The organism is Ensifer sp. CCNWLY38, assembly GCF_037120565.1.
Classification (GTDB): domain Bacteria; phylum Pseudomonadota; class Alphaproteobacteria; order Rhizobiales; family Rhizobiaceae; genus Ensifer; species Ensifer adhaerens_H.
The window spans coordinates 14,708-33,857 of record NZ_JBBBBO010000023.1 but is presented as its reverse complement, the minus strand read 5'-3'; the positions used below and the strand labels follow the sequence as shown (position 1 = coordinate 33,857).

At 59.5% G+C, this 19,150-nt stretch carries 14 protein-coding genes and 3 pseudogenes; 9 read left to right on the top strand and 8 right to left on the bottom strand.

Annotation, left to right across the window (positions count from 1 at the left end; genetic code table 11):
- Positions 1 to 487: 487 nt before the first annotated feature.
- The 3 genes from V7S54_RS31720 to V7S54_RS31710 form a co-directional block, all read right to left on the bottom strand.
- Positions 488 to 2,086, bottom strand: a complete 1,599-nt coding sequence (locus V7S54_RS31720) for an ABC transporter substrate-binding protein (protein ID WP_065376486.1) — start codon at positions 2,084 to 2,086, stop codon at positions 488 to 490.
- Between the two features lie 86 nt (positions 2,087 to 2,172).
- Positions 2,173 to 2,802 (bottom strand): SGNH/GDSL hydrolase family protein, encoded by a 630-nt coding sequence (locus V7S54_RS31715; protein WP_065376485.1) that lies wholly within the window; start codon positions 2,800 to 2,802, stop codon positions 2,173 to 2,175.
- An 18-nt stretch (positions 2,803 to 2,820) separates the two neighbouring features.
- A complete protein-coding gene (locus tag V7S54_RS31710; protein WP_065376484.1) occupies positions 2,821 to 3,969 on the bottom strand; it encodes a mandelate racemase family protein in 1,149 nt (382 codons plus the stop codon).
- 607 nt (positions 3,970 to 4,576) lie between these two features.
- On the opposite strand from V7S54_RS31710, the gene V7S54_RS31705 reads away from it, so the two are divergent.
- Entirely contained in the window at positions 4,577 to 5,431 is an 855-nt protein-coding gene (locus tag V7S54_RS31705) for a DUF932 domain-containing protein (protein ID WP_336409853.1), read from the top strand.
- A 469-nt stretch (positions 5,432 to 5,900) separates the two neighbouring features.
- Here the strand turns inward: V7S54_RS31705 and V7S54_RS31700 are convergent, their stop codons facing one another.
- On the bottom strand, positions 5,901 to 6,080 hold the full coding sequence (locus V7S54_RS31700) for a hypothetical protein (RefSeq protein ID WP_065376482.1): 180 nt from the start codon (positions 6,078 to 6,080) through the stop codon (positions 5,901 to 5,903).
- A 454-nt stretch (positions 6,081 to 6,534) separates the two neighbouring features.
- Here V7S54_RS31700 and V7S54_RS31695 point away from each other — a divergent pair, with 454 nt between their 5' ends.
- Entirely contained in the window at positions 6,535 to 6,846 is a 312-nt protein-coding gene (locus tag V7S54_RS31695) for a DUF736 domain-containing protein (protein WP_336409852.1), read from the top strand.
- A gap of 114 nt (positions 6,847 to 6,960) precedes the next feature.
- Here V7S54_RS31695 and V7S54_RS31690 read toward each other — a convergent pair whose 3' ends face one another.
- The 4 genes and pseudogenes from V7S54_RS31690 to V7S54_RS31675 all read right to left on the bottom strand — a co-directional run bounded on the left by V7S54_RS31690 (position 6,961) and on the right by V7S54_RS31675 (position 9,083).
- On the bottom strand, positions 6,961 to 7,221 hold the full coding sequence (locus tag V7S54_RS31690; RefSeq protein ID WP_065376480.1) for a WGR domain-containing protein: 261 nt from the start codon (positions 7,219 to 7,221) through the stop codon (positions 6,961 to 6,963).
- A gap of 97 nt (positions 7,222 to 7,318) precedes the next feature.
- Positions 7,319 to 8,017 (bottom strand): annotated as a pseudogene (locus V7S54_RS31685) (type IV secretory system conjugative DNA transfer family protein); the annotation flags it as partial.
- Entirely contained in the window at positions 7,942 to 8,451 is a 510-nt protein-coding gene (locus tag V7S54_RS31680) for a hypothetical protein (protein WP_442892641.1), read from the bottom strand. The gene V7S54_RS31680 and the pseudogene V7S54_RS31685, both read right to left, overlap by 76 nt.
- Positions 8,448 to 9,083 carry an acyl-homoserine-lactone synthase gene (locus V7S54_RS31675; RefSeq protein WP_336409851.1) on the bottom strand — a complete coding sequence of 212 codons (636 nt, stop codon included), beginning with the start codon at positions 9,081 to 9,083 and terminating at the stop codon, positions 8,448 to 8,450. Before V7S54_RS31675 ends, V7S54_RS31680 begins: the two co-directional genes overlap by 4 nt.
- A gap of 479 nt (positions 9,084 to 9,562) precedes the next feature.
- On the opposite strand from V7S54_RS31675, the gene repA reads away from it, so the two are divergent.
- The 7 genes and pseudogenes from repA to serA all read left to right on the top strand — a co-directional run bounded on the left by repA (position 9,563) and on the right by serA (position 19,132).
- Positions 9,563 to 10,786, top strand: coding sequence for a plasmid partitioning protein RepA (gene repA / locus V7S54_RS31670; protein ID WP_065376444.1), 1,224 nt, complete (start codon positions 9,563 to 9,565; stop codon positions 10,784 to 10,786).
- Positions 10,783 to 11,799 (top strand): plasmid partitioning protein RepB, encoded by a 1,017-nt coding sequence (gene repB, locus V7S54_RS31665; RefSeq protein WP_336409850.1) that lies wholly within the window; start codon positions 10,783 to 10,785, stop codon positions 11,797 to 11,799. The genes repA and repB overlap by 4 nt, the downstream gene beginning before the upstream one ends.
- Before the next feature lie 206 nt (positions 11,800 to 12,005).
- Positions 12,006 to 13,220, top strand: a complete 1,215-nt coding sequence (gene repC, locus V7S54_RS31660; protein ID WP_336409849.1) for a plasmid replication protein RepC — start codon at positions 12,006 to 12,008, stop codon at positions 13,218 to 13,220.
- Between the two features lie 2,936 nt (positions 13,221 to 16,156).
- A pseudogene (locus V7S54_RS31655) lies at positions 16,157 to 16,363 on the top strand (cold-shock protein); the annotation flags it as partial.
- Positions 16,364 to 16,606: 243 nt separating this feature from the next.
- On the top strand, positions 16,607 to 16,942 hold the full coding sequence (locus V7S54_RS31650; protein WP_336409848.1) for a hypothetical protein: 336 nt from the start codon (positions 16,607 to 16,609) through the stop codon (positions 16,940 to 16,942).
- Between the two features lie 73 nt (positions 16,943 to 17,015).
- Positions 17,016 to 17,598: pseudogene (locus V7S54_RS31645) on the top strand (GSU2403 family nucleotidyltransferase fold protein); the annotation flags it as partial.
- 295 nt (positions 17,599 to 17,893) lie between these two features.
- Complete coding sequence (gene serA / locus V7S54_RS31640; RefSeq protein ID WP_065376440.1) at positions 17,894 to 19,132, top strand: phosphoglycerate dehydrogenase; 1,239 nt, start codon at positions 17,894 to 17,896, stop codon at positions 19,130 to 19,132.
- Positions 19,133 to 19,150 lie beyond the last annotated feature (18 nt).

The window sequence follows — 19,150 nt, the reverse complement described above, 5'->3', positions numbered from 1 at the left end:
CAAGGTTTCTCCCCCCGACTTGCCCGGCCCAGTGCCGGGCATTTCTTTTGCAGCAAAGGAGACTGATTTTGAGCGCGGTCGTGACTGAATTGGCAGGGCCGTCAGGGCGACCCTCGCCGAACGGAGGTCGCGTGCCAGGCGAACCTCGCACACTACATCCGCAAAGCTACGCTTTGTCGTTCTCCTCGCAATGTGTTCGATCGTCGATGGGAGGTCGGCAAGGAGGTTCAGGTATCGACACCGGGTCAATGGCGGCGGCCGTGCATGTCAGGCTGGTCACGGCCCAACCTCCACCCCCTTCTGTTTCACACCATTGCAGGGCGAGCGGTCAATGCTCCTGCCGCTCCGGGCGTCGCCAATACCGTGTCTGACATGCACCGCCACTCGCGGCCTTGCCCCGACGTATGAAACCTGCACTGGCCCCAAACAGCAAAAAGGCGCGCCTGGCGACGCGCCTTTCCAAACCCGTTGAAAGCGAAGTCCGGGGTTACCGTTCCTTCTTCACTCCTTCGAAGCGCGAGAGCCATGGGCTGACGATCATGCCCTTCACGTCGCTTCGGAAGGCTGCTGTGTCGACGACTTCCGAGAACGGCTGGATCGACATGACAATCTCGTCCATGTAAGTCTGTACGCCTTCATAGAGCTTGATCTGCTTGGCGGTGTCGCGCTCGACCAGCGCCTCCTCGATCATCTTGTTCAGCTTCTCGTCAAAGAAGCTGGTGCGCCAGCTCTGGTAGTTGGTGAGCTTCGCGTCATCGGAATTGTTCGGGTTATAGGCAACGGACCTGAGGTTGTTGTCCGGGTGTGGCTGCTGACCGCCGCCGCCGCGGCCAAGCAACAATTCGAACTTCCGTTCACGCATGGCACCGTAGATCTGGTCGCCCGAACCGCTGATGAGCTCCGCCTGAATTCCGGCCTGGCCGAGTGTGTTCTGGATGGCGGTCGCTGCCTTCATGAAGGGGTCTTCGGAAAGGACGCGCAAGGTGGTCTTGAAGCCTTCCGGATAGCCCGCCTCTGCAAGCAGGGCCTTGGCCTTCGCGACATCCAGCTTGTAGCCTTCGTCCGGCAAGGCGCCAAGCACACCCGTCGACAGCGGCCGCTGGTGCAGCTTGCCGTAGTAGGGCATTACCGCCTTGTCGAGGCCTTCGTAGTCGATGAGGTAACGAAGCGCCTCACGGACCTTCTTGTTGGCGAACCGTTCGTCCTTCATCGAGACACTGAGATAGTAGAAGCCCGAACCGGGGGTCGATTCAATCGTGATCGCCTCGTCGGCTTCGAGCGATTTCAGGTCCGGCGCCTGAAGCGAGTAGGCAACGTCGATGTCGCCCTTTTCCAGAAGCAGGCGCTGCGACTGCGATTCCGGCAGGTGGCGAAGCAGCACGCGCTTCATGCCCGGCGCTTCGCCCCAGTACTCGCCGTTGCGGGTGAGGATGATGAACTCGTTCGACTTCCACTGCGTCAGTGTGAACGGACCGGAGCCGGCCGAATTCACGGTCAGCCATCCGGCGCCGAGATCGCCGTCCTTTTCGTTTTCGAGAGCCGTCTTGCTGTCGATGATCGAGCCCGGCCCGTTTTGCGCAAGGACCATCAGGAGCAGGTTCGGGTCGTCAGCCTTCGGCAGATGCAGTACGAAGGTGCGATCGTCTTCGACGACGAACAGCTTGTCGGCCGCTTCCAGCGTAAACCCGCGGGTCTTGAGGAAGGAGGATTGCGCGAGGTTGCGCGCAAGCAGACGCTTCAGGCTCCAGGCAATGTCCTCGGCGGTGACGGGATTGCCGGAGGCAAACTTGGCGTCGCTGCGCAGGTGGAACCGGATCGACATGCGGTCGTCGGCCACTTCCCAGCGTTCTGCCAGCCGCGGCTGAACGCTGCGGTCCTCAGGCGACAGGACGACAAGGGTGTCGTAGATGTTGTTCAGCACCTGGACCGTCTCGCGGCCGGTAATGGCTGCCGGGTCGAGGGTGAGGATGTTGCTCATGGTCGTGGCGACGACGAGCTGATCCACAGGCGTTTCGGCCAGGACGACATGGGGCATCGTGGTGACGAGAAGCGCACCGAATGCGACCGTTGCTAGAAAGTGTTTCATGCTTCCTCCTTTGCGGTCGTCCACTCGGGAACCGACCTTCCTATTACAAGATCCGCCGGCCTGTTCCTCCACAGGCAAGGACCAGATCAGCCAAGAATTTCGCCGACGGGCGCCGCAAGCGCCCGTCCGATTGCTGCCGTGTTTGCGGCTTCGAGATGCACACCATCGGTTTCGGACGCGCGCGTAACCGAACCGGCGTCAAAAAATCGATGGCCAAGCTCGTTCGCGAGCTTGCGGTAGAGCGGAGACAGCCTCTCGGATTCGGCCACGCTGCGGCCCGCCGCCGGCTGTCCGCCGGGACCGGGCGAACAGGGGGGCGGCGCGACGATCAGGAGCTTCGGTTTCGCCCCCTTGGGTTTGTAGGGAAAGGTTTCGACGATCTGTGCCAGCCGGCGCATTCCCGAAACCGCCCCTTCTGCCCGCCCGCCATGGACAGGCTTGATGTCGTTGGTACCGAGCATGACGATGACGAGGTCGAGCGGCATATGGCTGGCCAGCGCCACTTCCAGCGCCTTGGCGCCATTGCGGCATGCGGGCCCCGCGTGGTCGTCGTAGCATGTAGTGCGACCACCGAGTCCTTCGGGAATGATCCTTGCCCGGCCGCCAAGCGCCTCGCCCAGAACCTCAGGCCAACGTCCTTCCGGCGGATGGCGCAGGCCCGTTGCCGGGTCGGCGCCCCAGGTCAGGCTGTCTCCGAAAGCGAGAACGGTCTTCATCACAAGCTTCCTCGCTCGCTACCGGACGCGATGGTTTTCGATGAAATTGAAGTCGATATCCTCGCCAAGACCTGGGCGATCCGGCACGTGGACGTAGCCGTCGCGATCCATGGGGTCGGACAGCGACCTCAGGTAGTCGTGGCCGTCGTCATATTCGAGGAATGGATGGAGCAGGCCGCGCTCGTACCAGCGGCAGTTCTTGGTGGCGGCCACGACATGCAGGTTCATCGCCGTGTTGCCGTGCACTTCGCATTCCATGCCGAATGCTTCGGCAAGGTGCATCGTCTTCAGCGCCGGCGTAATGCCGCCGACGTCGTTGACGCCTGTGCGAAGGATGTCGCAGGCGCCCGCCTTGATCCACTCGGCGCGGTGCCAATGCTTGCCGGCGGCACTTTCCGGACCGACGACAGGAATGTCGAGATTGTCTGCGAGCCACTTGTAGGACGAAAGCGACTGCTCATCCATCGGCTCCTCGATCCAGTCGAAGCCAAGCGTTTCGAGCCCCCGCCCGAGTTCCAGGGCATCGGTGCGAGAGTACCAATGGAAGGCGTCGATCATCAGGCGGATATCCGGTCCCACCGCTTCGCGCACGGCGGCGCAGGCCTTGATGTCCATTTTCACGTTCGGAGCCCAGCTGACCGGCGGCATCCAGGTGTGCAGCTTGATGCCCTTGTAGCCGCGCTTGACCAGGATCTCTGCGAAGCGCCCATAGTCCTCGGGGGTTGCAAGGCCGCCCTCAAGCTCGTCACCACACATGATCGAACCATAGGCGAGTACCTTGTCGCGGAAGCCGCCGATCAACTTGTATACAGGTTGGTTCAAAGTGCGCCCTGCCAGATCCCACAGCGCGCAATCGACAACCGCCAGGGTACGGTCCGTGAGCTGTGCAGCGGACCCGCGCTGCCAGTGTGCGAGGTCATGCCATAGCCGTTCGCGATCACGATGATCCTCACCGATCAGGACCTTCTTCACAAACTTGTCGATAACGTGCGGCCGAACGATTTCCGGCGCCGTGAAGGAATGCCCCTCGTGACCGTCTTCCGTCCGAATGGTCAGCATCGCCTGCTCGACCTGATGCGGCGGGCCGGGATGCGCGTGACCAGCACTGTCCGAGTGGCGGCGAGTGGTCGTGCGGAAAACCCGCACTTCAACGTCGGTGATGATCATTATTCCTCCGGTATGCGAAAGGCGACGGCCTAGCCGCGCCAACTTGTCTAATGTGACAATAGACAGATATTAGCATTATTGTCAAACATGTATGACAGATTTCGATAAGTGCCTGATAAGTGAATCGCGCTCCTGATCAATGTCGCGCGACCGGGAGGCGATTTCGAGATCTCGCGTCACCCTTCCAGCGCCTTGAACCGTGGGAAGCAAAGGGGCAGGCCGTAGACCTTGGGGCTTGGCGAACGCGAAGGACGGGGCAGTCGATCCCGCTTCCCCTTAGGGCCACTATGTTGAAGCTCCTGCGGCGGCCCTTTTTCCGCCTTCGCGCGACGCGAATTCCCGCTTTCCCGCTGCCGCGGCGCTATGCTGAAAGCTCCGATACGCTTCATTGTGAAATGACCAAACCTCTCGGATCGGTTGAAGGGGACCGAGGGACCTTGCCCCTTCTCTCCCCCAAACAGTCTTCCGCCCACCTTCCTTCGCTTCCGCTTTCGTGCAGGCGGTTCCCCGCGAAGACTGTTTTCCCCTTCCATCCCCACCGCTCGCGCGGCCCCGGGAAGCAGGACGCGGCCCTGCTTCGCGGTCCAAGGGAAAAGGAGATCTAAGCATGAACATCTATGCCAAAACTGCCCGTTTCGACACGGGTCGCGCGCTCTCCGAGGATGAGATGCGCCACATTGCACCTTCGATTTTCGCAACCTCTGCACACGAAAGCCGCTCGGAGCGCTTCATGCCAATCCCGACAATCGAAATCCTGCGTGGGCTGATGAAGGAGGGCTTCGCGCCGGTCGGAGCGCGCCAGTCAGTCAGCCGCACGGAAGGAAAGGCCAACTTTACCAAGCACCTTATCCGTCTTCGCCGCCTCGACGACGGAAATGTCTACAAAGTGGGTGACACCGTCTGCGAAATTCTCCTCAAAAACGCAAATGATGGAACGAGTGCCTATGAGTTGCTCGCGGGGCTATTCCGAGTTTGCTGCCTCAATTCACTCGTGGCCCAGACCGGAACGATTGACGCGAACAAAGTCCGGCACTCCGGAGATGTTCAAGGCAAGGTGATCGAAGGAACCTATCGCGTGCTCACAGAGGCCGAACGCGCCCTGGCGGCGCCCCAAGACTGGTCGAGCTTCAGAATGGGGCGGGATGCAAAGGAGGTGTTGGCGGAGGCGGCGCATCTGCTGCGCTTTGGTGACGCCGACGGCGCCGTGACGACTCCGATCAAGCCAGAACAACTGCTTGTGCCCCGTCGCCAGGAGGACCGCGCTGATGACCTTTGGACCGTGTGGAATGTCGTTCAAGAAAACAGCATCAAAGGTGGTTTGCGCGGTGTGAGCCGCGATGAAACCGGCAGGCCGCGCAGATCAACGTCCCGCCCGATCAATGGCATCGATCAGGATATCAAGCTCAACAAGGCTCTTTGGCTGGTAGGGGAACGGATGGCCAGTTTGCTGCGCAATCGATGATGGTTTCGATCGTCTCGCGTCCAGAACAGTCTGGATGCGAGACGCTCTTCGATGGCAGCTTCTTTTCCGGTTGGATTGCGCCAGATCCGGCACAAATCGGGATGGGCATAAGCACGCCTCCCTGCTGGTGGATTGAGGGGCGCCCCAAAGCCCCGCCCCTCAAACACCCCTGCCCGCCCGAAAATTTATCCACATCCATGCACCGCGATGGTGATCGCCACATCGCACAAAAACGGGTTTTCTTTCATTGCAGTAGGGTTTGCTGATCCTGTGGACGACCGGTGGATAGACGGGGGATATTTAGTGCTTCCCCGCCGTATTCTTGTGCCCACTCCAAGTTGACTTAGAGTGTTTGAGCGGTCGATCGAACGCCGCTAGTGTAGCAACTATCAGATTGGGGCTGGCGTCATTGCCGGCCCCTTTCCAGCTTCTACATTCGGTTCGAACAACGAAGCGACCGGCGTTGGGTTTAACGTTGCTCGCCGACCTTAGCCGGAGCAGCCGCCTCCTGTCCGGTCCGCGTCGTTTCAAGCTGGTCGTCGCTCGCCCTGAGATCTAGCTTTCCCCAGATCGACGTTTTCCGCGTGCCGGACTTCGGTTTCCGTGACTGCTTTATCTCGACGATGAATGACTTTGTCTGCTGACGCATGGTTCCCCCAAGGCGACGAATCGCAATCGAACGATATCGTGAGCTACGCCATTGGCAACCGTACCTTGATCGAGGATGGAGATGCGGCGCGAGCCGGCGGCTACGGATAAAGAAGTCCGCTGGATCCGCTGGATGCTGATCGTCGCCGGGTGCCCCGGTTTCACCCTCTTGCCAGGCAATGTTCTTTCCTGCTGCGGACAGCGTCCTGCGCGGGCTCGATGGGCGTGTCTGACCGGAAAGCGGCTGGAGCCTCGATCGTCCTCCCGCAACGGCATCCGCAATTTTCTTACCCCTGGCGGCTCAAGCCGCCATTCCTCGCCATCCAACAAAACTGCTCCTTGCCGCCCTCCATTTCATTTTGGCCCTATGGGTGCGGTCCGATCGTCCCCGGTCCTTTCGACAGCCATCGAGGCCGCGAAGGGCGCGGCCCGAAACACCAGAAAGGAACTTCGACATGGCAACCATTGGCACTTTCACCTCCACCGACAACGGCTTCAACGGGTCGATCCGCACGCTGGCCCTCAACGTCAAAGCTCGCATTGCACGGATCGAACACCCTTCCGACAGAGGTCCTCACTTCCGCATCTATGCCGGCAACGTCGAATTCGGTGCGGCTTGGCAGAAGAGCTCCGAGCAGACCGGCCGCGACTACCTCTCGGTCAAGCTCGACGACCCGAGCTTTCCCGCTCCGATCTACGCGACGCTCGCGGAAGTCGAGGGCGAAGACGGCTACCAGCTGATCTGGTCCCGCTCCAACAGGGATTGACACAACTGCCCCGCCTCCGGGCGGGGCCACCTCTCGTGGTTCGCCCAAGCGATTACAGCCAATTCTACCCTTCGCGGTCGCATCGGTTCTCGCTGCGTTCGTCGGACTTCGTCGTCACTTCGAGGGGCGTTTTACCGCTGGCCGATATCCCCGGGTGCGCTTCTTCCTGAGTACATCGAGAAACAACGCGACGGCCTCTTGCTCGTTGTCGAAGTGATGGACCATCGATTGGCCCCTTTGACCGATCCTGCCCCAGCGCCGCGTCAGGCAGGCCTTTCCAAACAGGGTCCGGTCGATCGACAGGGCATAGAACCGGGCCATGTTCCTGTTTGCGTCGGTTCGTTCGACATAGAGATGGTAGGGCTGACTGAGCATGCGAGTACCATCGCCGATGCCCGGAATCCCGTCCAACGAGTGTTTTGAATCGGTCCGGCCTGATCGATTCACGTTTGTGATGGATCGCCGGGTAAGATTAGGTGGTTGTCGGCGGAGTGCGAAACCTGTTCTGTTTTACGCAGCCTCGCATGTCGTTGCGCCTGAACCATATGGCGCGACCGCATCTAAGCGGCGCGTTTCCCGCCGTAAACACGATCTGCTCGTCAGCGCGCATGCGCAGCACTTCGTCCGGTTGGATGAGCGGCCGCGCCGCAATCTGCTTCGAGCGCGTACGTGACGACCCCCGCGATTGGAAACTGCGGCTCAATTGATCGACTTCGACGGTCGTCGCGCCACAGCGCCTTGAAACGTACTCGGCTGTTTCAGGATCGTTGATGGCGGCAAACGAGATCCAGCTCGCACTTTCGAACCATTTGCTCGTGGCGTCGCGGCCGCCGAAGGTCTCGCGCATCTGGCCGATCGACTGAAAGATCAGCGTGAGTGATATCCCGTACTTGCGACCGGTGTCGCGTGCCGTCTCAAGAATGCGCAGGTAACCGAGGCGGGCCACCTCGTCGAGGAGGAACAGAGCCAGGTCGTCGCCCAAGCGATTGCGATTGTAAATCGCGTTCACGAAGGATCCGATGATGACGCGCGCAAGGCCCGCGTGCGTTTCCAGCGTCTTCAGATCGATATTGATGAAGACGTCGAGTGATCCGTTCAAAAGCTGTTCGGTCGAAAAACTCGTATCTGAGACCAGGCCCGCATAGTTCTCATAGGAGAGCCAATGGGTTTGAGGCGATCGACAACAGCTCTTGCTAGGAGACGAGCTTGCTTCCCCGTCATGAAGCCATCGTCCACATACTGCTCGAGAGGAATGAGACGCGAAGCGCGCTTGCGTATGGAGAAGGATGGTGCAGCGACGATCGGTGGCAGCAGCCCCTCGAAGCGGTGTCCACTGACCGGCAGCTCGGCCGACACGATTGGTCTGTGTTCGTCGACCGCCGTACCTGTCGCATGGGCTATGCTGCCGATTGTGATCTCGGCGGCGGCGGTATCCATTTCTCCAAGGCGCGCGATCGATTGACCGAGGCGTTCCACGTAGAGGCTGCCGTCGGCGTTGAGCATGATCTCGACGACGCTCGGGTCATCGAGTGCAGCCCGAATGGCTGGACCAAGGGCTTCCTCGAGCTTGCGGACAAGGCGGGGAAGGGAGCGGCTATGCGTCATGACAACACCGACGAGGTCGGTGCGGCGGGGCGATCGAAGGTTGAGACATACCCAACCGGCCTGACTTGCTGGAAGATGCCTGCGTCAACCGAGAGAACACCAGCCAAGGCTGTTGTCTGGCCTACCATTTGCGGCGGTCCGAGCCGATGAAGCGACCACCCGGCAAGCCCAAGGATGCGCTCGACGGCAATGTCGGTGACCGTGACGACCTCGGTGTATCCGCGCGAAAGGCACCATTCGAGGATGCCGGCAAACATGAGGCGGGTAACGTGGTGGAGACCGCCGCGACCCTTCCGTTGTGTGGTCGTATCGACGCAGAAGCGCGAGCTCTCGATCATCCGCGCGTGCGGGTGAAACGCCTGCTCCGAGACGAGTTGCGGGAACACGGACAAAAGCATCGTCTGACCCATGGCGGGGAGAAGGCGAGCACAGCCGACCACTTCATTCTTTGCAGAGACAGCGAGTATGTAGACGGGATCGAGATCGTCGAACTGGTCGCGCTCCTGGCCATCGCGCGCGGCGACCTGCCAACCCAGGCGTTCATCGAAGACCTTCGCGCGCAGCGCAAACATCTGGTCGAGGAAGTGCCGGGCGTCGCTCGAACTGCCATTCTCAATGGCAATCACCATCATCAGTCGTCCTCCTCCGTTTATTGGAGGAGAAGTGCTACGACTGAGGACGCGTCGCGAGGGGCAAAAATGCTCCTGAAATTTCGCCACGTCGATTCTAGGGGCAGAGAAATCTTCCCTGACCGAAGGGATGTGCGGCTCGTCGGAGAATAGCCAGCGCATTTTGAACGTCGAAATGTGGCCGGTCGTGGCTGATGCACCGACGCTGATTCGGGCGGGTGGGGTGCAATGTGTGGGAGATCGCCGCGCTAACGACGTCGGTCAGGTGAGCAAAAGTGTGCGTAAACTCATCGGGTGGCCTAGATTGCATTCAGCAAAAAAGAGTGCAATTTCAGGGAGTAGACCGGTATTCAACGCTGAGGGCTCGCGTTGAGCGTTAAGGCTTTGTTAACCCTATAATTCTGGACGGTTCGGGAGAATCGTGTTCTACCTCCTGGCGGGCAATGGTCGGTAAACCGGCTTTAGGCCGCCAAGAGGGAAAAATGGCGATAGCTAGACGCGCAGAAACTGACGTTCAACTCAAGGAAGACGCTGCCGCCAAGATCTTGCGGCACGCCGGTCTTTTGTCGAGCCAGCTGCAGCAGCTGCGGACCCGCATGTACCCGCCGAAATCCGAAAAGACCTTGAGGTCATTTCTCACGAACGAAGTTTCGAAGCTGACATCCATACCGGATTCGACCCTGAAGCTGATGTCGTCGGAAGGGCGCGGGCCGACGCCAAGCCGCCTCGAAAACAACCATAGGGTCTACACGCTCGCCCAGATCAACGAGCTTCGTGAACTCTTTGCCAAGCAGAAGCCTGCCGAGGCCCTGCGCTTTCTGCCTCGCCGTCGCCCGGGCGAGCACTTGCAGGTTCTCGCGATCGCAAACTTCAAGGGCGGAAGTGCCAAGACGACGACCTGTGTTCATCTTGCGCACTATCTCGCTTTGCAAGGCTATCGCGTTCTTGCACTCGACCTCGATCCCCAGGCATCGCTCTCCGCAATGTTCGGCGCGCAGCCGGAAATCGATGTCGGTGCCAACGAAACGATCTACGCGGCGCTTCGCTACGACGACGCTGAGCGGCGGCCGATCAGGGACATCATCCGCAAGACCTACTTTGATGGCGTCGATCTCGTTCCGGGCAACCTCGAAGTCATGGAGTACGAGCACGAGACCCCTCGTGTCCTGGCGAATAAGTCGAGCTCCGGTGCGATATTCTTCGAGCGCCTGAAGCTTGCACTGGCGGAAGTCGAACAAGACTACGACATCGTCCTTCTCGATACGCCGCCGTCCCTTGGCTTCCTGACGCTCAGCGCAATCTACGCTGCCACAAGCATGGTCATCACTGTTCACCCCGCCATGTTGGACGTGGCGTCCATGAGCCAGTTCCTCCTGATGATGGGCGATCTGATCAGCGTTTTGAATGAGAACGGTGCCCAACTCGACCAGGACTTCATCCGATATCTCGTGACGCGTCATGACCCAAACGATGCCCCTCAGTCGCAAGTCGTTGCGATGCTACGGCATATGTTCGGGACAGACGTCCTCCTGCCCACTGCCATCGAAAGCACAGCGGTTGAAGCGGCCGGCCTGGCAAAGCGTTCGATCTACGAGCTCGAAATGGGCCAGATTGGGCGTGATACCCATAAGCGCGCCCGCGAAGCCGTCGATGCGGTCAATGAAGCGATAATCCGCCTTGTCAACGATAGCTGGGGGCGGAAATGAGCAAGTCTTCTCGCAAGTCGATTGTCGCGAACTTCGGTTTGCTGTCTCAAGAGCTGGAGAACAAGCTCGCAGACGACCCGCAACCTGCGCCCCCTGCCCCGTCGCCGCGTGTCGGCGCAGGAGTCGTCGGTGCTGCACATCGCGCTATCGATGACATCAAGGCCGAGCGGGACCGTTTGAAGGCGATCGTCGAGGCGGGCGGGGGGACGATCCTAGATCTGAATCCCGCGTTCATTGACCCTTCCCCCTATCCCGACCGGCTGCCGGACGACGACGCCGGCGATTTTGAGACGTTCAAGCGCTCGATCGAGTCCGAAGGGCAAAAGGTTCCTATTCAGGTTCGGCGCCACCCGTCGTCCTCCGGGCGCTATCAGATTGTCTATGGCCACAGGCGCTGGCGTGCTGCCAGGGAGCTTGGGCGCGCCGTTCGTGCGCTCGAGGTTGAGATCTCCGACCTGGATCTGGTCGTCGCGCAAGGCATCGAGAATGCCAGCCGGCAGGACCTGACGTGGATCGAGCGGACGCTTTTTGCATCACGTATGGATGATGCCGGCATCAAGGCCCGGAACATCTATGCGGCGCTGTCGATTGCGGATGCAGAGCTCGCTCGTATGCGCGGCGTCTATCGATCAATACCTGCCGATGTGATCGAAGCGATCGGGCGGGCCCCCAAGGTGGGGCGGCCGCGCTGGATAGAGTTCGCGAAAACGATAGCAAGTGATCCAGGTTCTCTAGCTGTGGTTCGGCAGGTGCTCACGGATGCGGGTGACGGTGTCTCGGTGTCGGATCAACGATTCCAGCGGGCGTTCGAAGCGATAAAGCCGTCGACCCAGCCGCGAGAGGACCGCAAAGAGCTGTCGGACAGCGCAGGCAAGAAACTGGGTGCCTGGAAGATGTCGCCCAAGGAGCTTCGAATATCGGCGGATGGCCCGCTCGGACTGGAGTTCGTGAAGTTCGTCGGGAAGGAGTTGCCAGCCCTCATTGAACGCTTCTCTCGCGAGCGTGAAAATTAGAACCCTGACACCGTCAGAGGGTCTCATTCGACAAGGGAATACGGAAAGGAACACCGCAAAAGAAAAAGGCCCCCAAACGTTGCCGTAGTGGAAGCCTCTCTCATATCTGGACAATCTGAGAATCGCATTTCCACGAATCCCCGTCAAGAGTGATTGGCACCGAATTTGGTGAGCGGACTTCTTTTGCCTTTTGAGAGGTGAAGGAAATGCAGAGTGGAAGTGTGACGACGCCCTTCGGGCGGCGGCCGATGACGCTTGCGCTGGTAAGACGGCAGGTGGCATCCACCGAGATCAGTTCGAACAAGACGGCTGACAAATGGAAAGTGTTTCGTGACGCCTGCGAAGCCAGGACGCTTCTCGGGCTACAGGATCGTGCACTTGCCGTCCTTGACGCGCTCTTGAGCTTCTATCCTGAGACCGATCTGCGCCAGGGAGCGTCTCTCATCGTCTTTCCGTCGAATGCTCAGTTGTCGGTCCGTGCGCACGGTATCGCCGGCGCCACGTTGCGGCGACACTTGGCGACGCTCGTTGAGGCCGGCCTGATTGTTCGCAAAGACAGTGCGAATGGGAAGCGCTATGTCCGTAAGGACAGGGCTGGCGACATCGAGGATGCGTTCGGGTTCGATCTTTCCCCGCTCCTTGCCCGATCGGAGGAGCTCGCGCAGATGGCCCAGCAGATGGCGGCAGAACGCGCGCTGTTTCGCCGGACCAAGGAGGCGCTCACCATTCGCCGGCGCGATGCCCGCAAGCTCATCTCGGCAGCGATCGAAGAAGGCGCGAGTGGCGATTGGAGCAAGATTGAAGACGTGTATTTGGCGCTTGTAGCCCGGATACCTCGATCTCCGACGATTCACGACTTGGCGTCGATCCTCGAAGAGATGGAGCTCCTATGCGCAGAGATAGTCAATCAGTTGGATGATTTGGATATTTCTGAAAATATGAGCAGCAATGATGCTCATATTGAGCGTCACATACAAAATTCAAATACCGAATCTAGCAATGAACTTGAACCTAGCTCTAGAAACGAGCTGGGGGCGAAGGCTGAGCCAGAAAAGCCGCCATTGAGGGAACCGCTGAAGGCATTCCCGCTGAGTATGGTGATGCGGGCCTGCCCTGAGATCGCGATGTACGGACAAGACGGGACCATATCGACCTGGCGCGACTTGATGGCGGCGGCCGTGGTGGTGCGTTCGATGCTGGGGGTAAGCCCGAGCGCTTACCAGGATGCTTGCGAAGTGATGGGACCTGAAAATGCGGCGGTTGCCATGGCGTGTTTGCTCGAGCGGGCAGGACACATTAACTCGGCCGGAGGCTATTTGCGCGATCTGACGTCAAAAGCGCGACGCGGCGAATTTTCACTTGGCCCGATGCTGATGGCCCTGTTAAGAGCGAGCGGCAGCCCCGATCGGCGGGTTGGGTAGACGATTTCCAACCTACCTCTCCGTTGTCGTTCCTGGCGGAATCGGGCGCGACGGTGGCGGGCCGAGTGACAGGCGGCCGGTCCCGAGATGAAGAGGACCTTGGCTCCTTCTGCCGTGCGGCCGCCAATGTCATCCCGTTCGCGTGGAACCCCGCTGATGGCACCAGCTCCCCATTCTTGTATCCATCTTATGCGCCGCTCCCACAGAGCGCGGGTCTTAAGCGCGGCGGCGGCCGGGTAAAGTTTTCCCAACAGCTAGGCCCGCCTCCCCTATCGGCAACCGTTCGGCTGGGTCGTTGTCGACCGTGCGTATCGAGCGCTCTGGAGGTTTGGCCCCTCCCCTCGCCGATCCACGCAAAGAAGGTTCTCCAGCTGCAGGCAAGGACAGAGGGCGGACATTCTATGATCGAGAGGATCGATGTTGATGCCGGCCCTCGCGATGGTTAACGAACAGTTACTGCAGCATGATCCGTCGAGTGCCCCTCCACTATCTGTCAATTTGGCTAGAGCGTAGGAAATCGGCGACATGCTAGGGTGGCGGATAAGGCGGTGTTGACGCGGTTGTTGGCCCGTTATCGATGGTCCAGGCGTTGCTGCCGTTCTCATCCATGCTCGGATGCCTTAGCGTTGCTGTTCGGTGCATGCGCCTGCCATTCGGATTTTCCGCCTTGTGACCCTGCTACCGCACTCGAGCAGGCGGCCGACGAGTGGCCGTTAATCAGGACTGCGTCTTGGCGCCTGGTGGCGTTTCTGGGAAAACAACCTCCTTGGGGAGCTGCTGGTTTTCAGGATTGGGGTGCTTTTTCTCGACGAGCGCTCCCCGATCCGGATAGTCCGCTCGTCATTTCGGTTCCGTTCGCAGGAAGGGTCGACGGCGAACGCTTGAGGGCGCCGGAGCCTGCGTCGCGACGATAATAGTCTTCGTGTTGTCAACTGGACCATAGCAATGAAGCTGTCGCGGGTGAAGCCGTGTCAATCTCTCCCGAAGCAATTCGGCCCCCTCGCCCGTCATCTTCAAGCAAAGGCAGCATGCACAGGGTGCTTGTGACAATCTCAAAATGCCGGTCGGATTTCGGCGAAACTGTTGCCGACGGTCCGCGCAGCGGAGGAATTCGGGAACTCGGATCCCGCAGGGCAATAAGAAACCCCGGAAGGCTGAGGTTCGGCAAGAGTTGAAATGGGTCCCTTGTTACCGCAAGCAGATTGCCTGCTTTGCCGAGTAGAACGTCATCGACTTTGATGTGAAATCGCACGAGATCGGAAAGAGAGCTGGCGGCTTCTTGGCTGCTTTTCCAAGTTCTGGTTTCTTGGCGACCAACGATTTGTGGCGCTCGCATGCATGGGCATCGAGAACGAGGTGATAGTCTGAAACTATCCCCACGACCTCGACATCAGCGTATTGGAACTCGTCAAGGTCCAATCGGCGTGCAACGGACAGGCGTCCGCCCTCCCCTGAAACTTGAAGGTGCGAACGCAATCGCAGAAGTGAACCAACGAAACCGCATATGAATTGGAGAGAGGCGATCGGCCTTCGTCAACCTGGCGTTCCAATCGCGGCGGAAGGATGCCCCAGGCCCCGCACACAGCTGATACGCGGATGGCCCTTCTGGTTCTCACCCGAGCGTGACTTCATCGCCGTAATCCGGTACCCGATGAACCACCCCGACGATGACTCGCGTGCGTGTCGCCCGATCGCTCCATTCGGCATCGGGCTCGCTCCCTGGAGATTGAATGGCGGCGTCCGCCGTCGCGAAGCTGGAAAGGTCACGGAAGGCGGTGTGCTACGAAGGATTGGTTCGGATCCGCGGAACGCGTCTAGTCTGTGGCGATCGTGCTACCGATCGAAATGGGCTCAGTCCGCTTCATTCGGAACATCATCACGGACGATTAGCGGCGCTTGCGCGGACGTCTTTCCCCTCTCCTCCCTAATCCGCGTGTGGAATGCCGCCTGATTGCGCTGAGCAATGCACTGATATGGGCAGTTGATGAAGCCGAACACACCTGAGCGCGTACCGCCTGAAATGACAAATCCCTGACAGCTGTCAGGGTTTTGTAGTGAATTCCCGCTGTATAGGCGCGGTAGCCCGTTCGCTTCATCTCCATCTCACCCGGGAAGCTGGATAGTCACCGCATCCAGAAGCGGTGAGCTTCCATGTGGTCCGATCGTAGTTCGCACGTCGCGGCTACGACCTCGGCGGAGATGGGACCAAAACCCTGACAGCTGTCAGGGTTTTGGCAAGGTTACTCTCGGTTTCGATGCATAGTGAGCCCGGCAACCGGCCAGGTTGTGGAGAGGCGCGACACGGCGAAGCGAGTTGAAACGATCGAGGCGAATATCACGCGCGCGCCTGCGACACATTTGTAGGCCGGATGGAGTTTTCGCATGGCGACGGCGGCGCCTTCCGGTTAGTCAAAACCCTGACAGCTGTCAGGGTTTTGTAGCGAGCCCCCGCCTTGGAAACACACTGGCCACTTCGCTCCATCTGATTACGAGCGCATTCGGATAGCCGCTGCGTCGGCAATGTTGAGTTGCCACAGGTTCTGACCACAGGTCGTTATCTGGTCTTCGGGTAGGGGTGAGCCAACAAAACCCTGACAGCTGTCAGGGTTTTGTTGGGTATCCCGTTCGGTACGGACGCGTGAATGAGCAGCTCCATTCCGTCTCCGAAACGCCCGGCGACGCGCTAGGCAACTGCAGAGAACTTCGACCGGACGGAGCGAGTTGAGCCGATCGAGGCGAGCTACCACACATACGCCGGCGGCCAGCCTCCGAGCCGGAAGGCAGCTACGGGCAACGGCGGCGGCTTCGGGATAACTCAAAACCCTGACAGCTGTCAGGGTTTTGGATCATTCGACCTCACGGACTCTTGGGCAGTGGTGGGCCAATCCGGGAGATCGGCGATTACGGCCCGAACGGTTCGGAGCAGGCGGGACGTGCTGTCGGCCGCCGGTTCCGTCAAATGGTTCAATGCGATGAAGGGGGTTGGCGTCATCAAGCCGGATGATGGCGGCGCCGATGTCTTCGTCCACATTTCTGCTGGCGAGCGGGCTGAGCTTAGAGACCTGAAAGATGGCCAGAAGAACACCTGCGAACTGATCTCGGATCGCAAGTCAGGCAAGATGTCGGCGGCAAGTTTGCAGGCCTGGGTCGCCTCTTGCGTCGCGGTTGGAGGGCCGGGATCAATCGGCGTTTTTTCGTTTGCATTAACGTCTGGCACAATCCGGAGCGCCGCGGCGTGTTGGCGTGGACTTGTCCGGCAACACCATCTTCGCTCTATCGGAGCACTTACCTCTTTTCGAAACACTTCGGTCCGATGAACAATCCCGATTCTGCCCTTGTTGTTGGTCATCATTGTCCTCACGCAAAACAGAAACTCGGGAGAGCTAATGGAACCGGACGACCGCGAACTCATCGTCGTGATGAGACGCTATTTTGCAGTAAAGGCCGAATTGGCCGCGCTGAGGGCGCAGTTGGAAGCGGAGCGAAAGGCGGCCGGCGCGGCAATCTGTATGTTCTACGATCCGCGCCAGAATCTCGAGCGCGCCGCCGAGCTTCAACTCTCGCATCGCCTGAAGGGAGAGATGGTGTCGCTTATGCAGCGCGCTGAAGCCTGGGGCCGGGCAGCACTAGCCGTCGGCGTGCCCGATAGGTCGGAGGCGGAAGCGGAGCCTGAAGAATGGCAGTCCTTCGAGAAGAGGGCCGATACACTATTCGGCGCGTAATCTCGCCTAGACGATCAGCCGGGTCGCTCGTCGATCCATTAGTTCCGCGTTGTTTTAGTAACTCGGCGCCTGGCTTCCGCCGGTCGTGGACCTGCTACAGACCATCGATCCAAGCTTCCGCCCGGTCCCACATCGATCAGGGGCGGCCGGCTCTTCTGCGTTCGTCAGCAGTTCCGGCTATCGCGTAGAGTTCCTGACCTCAAACAGAGGCAGCGACGACTACACCGACCAACCGGCGAAAATGCCGGCCCTCGGTGGGGCCAGCGCGGATCAGCTTCGGTTCCTTGATTTCTTGATAAGGAACCCTGTTCGAACGATCTTGCTTCACAAGTCCGGGGTTCCCGTAACTGTCCCTGCACCTGTACGCTGTCCATAAGCTCATCGTGGCTTCGCGCCGACATACCGATGGACCGAGCGCAATCAAGCGGGACAAGGATGCTCGACAGGCAGCACTTCTATTCGAGGCTCTCCAGCAAACGCGAAGAGCGGCCGACCTAACGCTTGTCTACAACGAAGCATGGGATCGCGGCGCTCAGTGGCAGAACGGCATCCGCATCGGAGCGGGAATGCTCATCGAAGACGAGCGGGGCCGTCTTAGGGACTGTCTTAGAGCAGGAGCAATGGAGATCGGCGAAGACCTGACAATACCGTTCTAGGACAGCAGAAAAAGGGACCGCATGATCGCAGTACGGCCCACGCAGGGGAGGGGAGCCAGCATCCGCCGGATCGGCCCGTTACGGAAAATTCGTCGGTCAGGTTTTCCGGTCGGTTGGGAGGGGCGGAAAAGCCTATGTCATCCTTTCTTGCCAACTTTTGGGTAGGAAGCATTGAAAACCGCGGTACCTTGAGATTTGTTCGCGGTATCAGTGTGTTGATATTAGCCTGTCCGGCCGCTTAAATCTTCATAGGCACCGAAGCCACATCGGCCTTCCGGACATCGGAGCAATATTTATGACCCGCCAACTTTCTCTCCCACGCGAGCGAATTTCCGTGCTTTTGCTGGAAGGCATTAGCCAGACCGCCGTGGACTACTTTTCTTCGTCCGGCTACACCAACCTCATTCATTTACCGAAGGCGCTTGACGACAAGGACCTTAGGAGCCACATCGCCGACGCTCATATCATCGGCATTCGTTCCCGCACGCAGCTGACGGACGAGATTTTCGAATCCGCCAAGAAATTGATCGCCGTCGGCTGTTTTTCCGTCGGTACGAACCAAGTCGATCTGGATGCAGCGCGGCGGCGCGGCATTCCGGTGTTCAATGCACCTTATTCAAACACGCGATCGGTGGCCGAGCTTGTGATCGGCGAGATTATCATGCTGACACGGCAGATCTTTCCGCGCTCGGCTTCCGCGCATCAAGGTGGGTGGGAGAAGTCCGCTGTCGGCAGCCGGGAGGTCCGCGGCAAAACGCTCGGAATTGTCGGCTACGGCAATATCGGCTCGCAGCTCAGCGCGCTTGCGGAAAGCATGGGCATGGTCGTGCGCTACTTCGATCTTTCCGATCGGCTGCGCCGGGGCAATTCGGAGTCGATGGCTTCGCTCGGCGACCTTCTCGAGATCTCTGACTATGTGACCATGCACGTTCCCGAAACACCCTCGACGCATAACATGATCACCGAAACCGAATTGCGCCGCATGAAGAAGGGCGCCATCTTCATCAACAACTCTCGCGGCACGGTGGTCGATCTCGATGCGCTTGCGAAGGTCCTGAACGACGGGCATCTGGCGGGTGCCGCGGTGGACGTGTTCCCCAAGGAGCCTGCATCGAACAACGAGCGTTTTGAGACGCCGTTGCAAGGCTTGAGCAACGTCATTCTGACGCCGCATATCGGCGGCTCCACTGAGGAAGCCCAAGAGCGCATCGGCGGGGAGGTTTCGAGGAAGCTGGTCGAGTATTCCGACATCGGCTCAACGATGGGCGCCGTCAACTTTCCGCAAGTACAACTGCCCGAGCGCCCGAACGGCACGCGTTTCATTCACGTGCATGAAAACCGCCCCGGAATACTCATCCAACTCAACGAGATCTTCTCGTCGCGCGGGCTGAACATCGTCGCTGAGTTCCTTCAGACGCTTGGCGACACGGGCTATGTGGTGGTCGAGGCCGATGGAATTTCCGCAAATGCCGACGAGATTCTTCAGGCCCTACGCGAGATTCCTGGAACGATACGAACGCGATTAGTCTACTGACAGCTGACCGGGGCTCAG

Coding starts and splice junctions, on each gene's coding strand:
- V7S54_RS31650 (WP_336409848.1), top strand. CDS start 16,607: ATGGAACCGGACGACCGCGAACTCATCGTCGTGATGAGACGCTATTTT.
- V7S54_RS31720 (WP_065376486.1), bottom strand. CDS start 2,086: ATGAAACACTTTCTAGCAACGGTCGCATTCGGTGCGCTTCTCGTCACC.
- repB (WP_336409850.1), top strand. CDS start 10,783: ATGAGCAAGTCTTCTCGCAAGTCGATTGTCGCGAACTTCGGTTTGCTG.
- V7S54_RS31700 (WP_065376482.1), bottom strand. CDS start 6,080: ATGCGTCAGCAGACAAAGTCATTCATCGTCGAGATAAAGCAGTCACGG.
- repC (WP_336409849.1), top strand. CDS start 12,006: ATGCAGAGTGGAAGTGTGACGACGCCCTTCGGGCGGCGGCCGATGACG.
- V7S54_RS31675 (WP_336409851.1), bottom strand. CDS start 9,083: ATGATGGTGATTGCCATTGAGAATGGCAGTTCGAGCGACGCCCGGCAC.
- V7S54_RS31695 (WP_336409852.1), top strand. CDS start 6,535: ATGGCAACCATTGGCACTTTCACCTCCACCGACAACGGCTTCAACGGG.
- repA (WP_065376444.1), top strand. CDS start 9,563: ATGGCGATAGCTAGACGCGCAGAAACTGACGTTCAACTCAAGGAAGAC.
- V7S54_RS31680 (WP_442892641.1), bottom strand. CDS start 8,451: ATGACGCATAGCCGCTCCCTTCCCCGCCTTGTCCGCAAGCTCGAGGAA.
- V7S54_RS31715 (WP_065376485.1), bottom strand. CDS start 2,802: ATGAAGACCGTTCTCGCTTTCGGAGACAGCCTGACCTGGGGCGCCGAC.
- serA (WP_065376440.1), top strand. CDS start 17,894: ATGACCCGCCAACTTTCTCTCCCACGCGAGCGAATTTCCGTGCTTTTG.
- V7S54_RS31705 (WP_336409853.1), top strand. CDS start 4,577: ATGAACATCTATGCCAAAACTGCCCGTTTCGACACGGGTCGCGCGCTC.
- V7S54_RS31710 (WP_065376484.1), bottom strand. CDS start 3,969: ATGATCATCACCGACGTTGAAGTGCGGGTTTTCCGCACGACCACTCGC.
- V7S54_RS31690 (WP_065376480.1), bottom strand. CDS start 7,221: ATGCTCAGTCAGCCCTACCATCTCTATGTCGAACGAACCGACGCAAAC.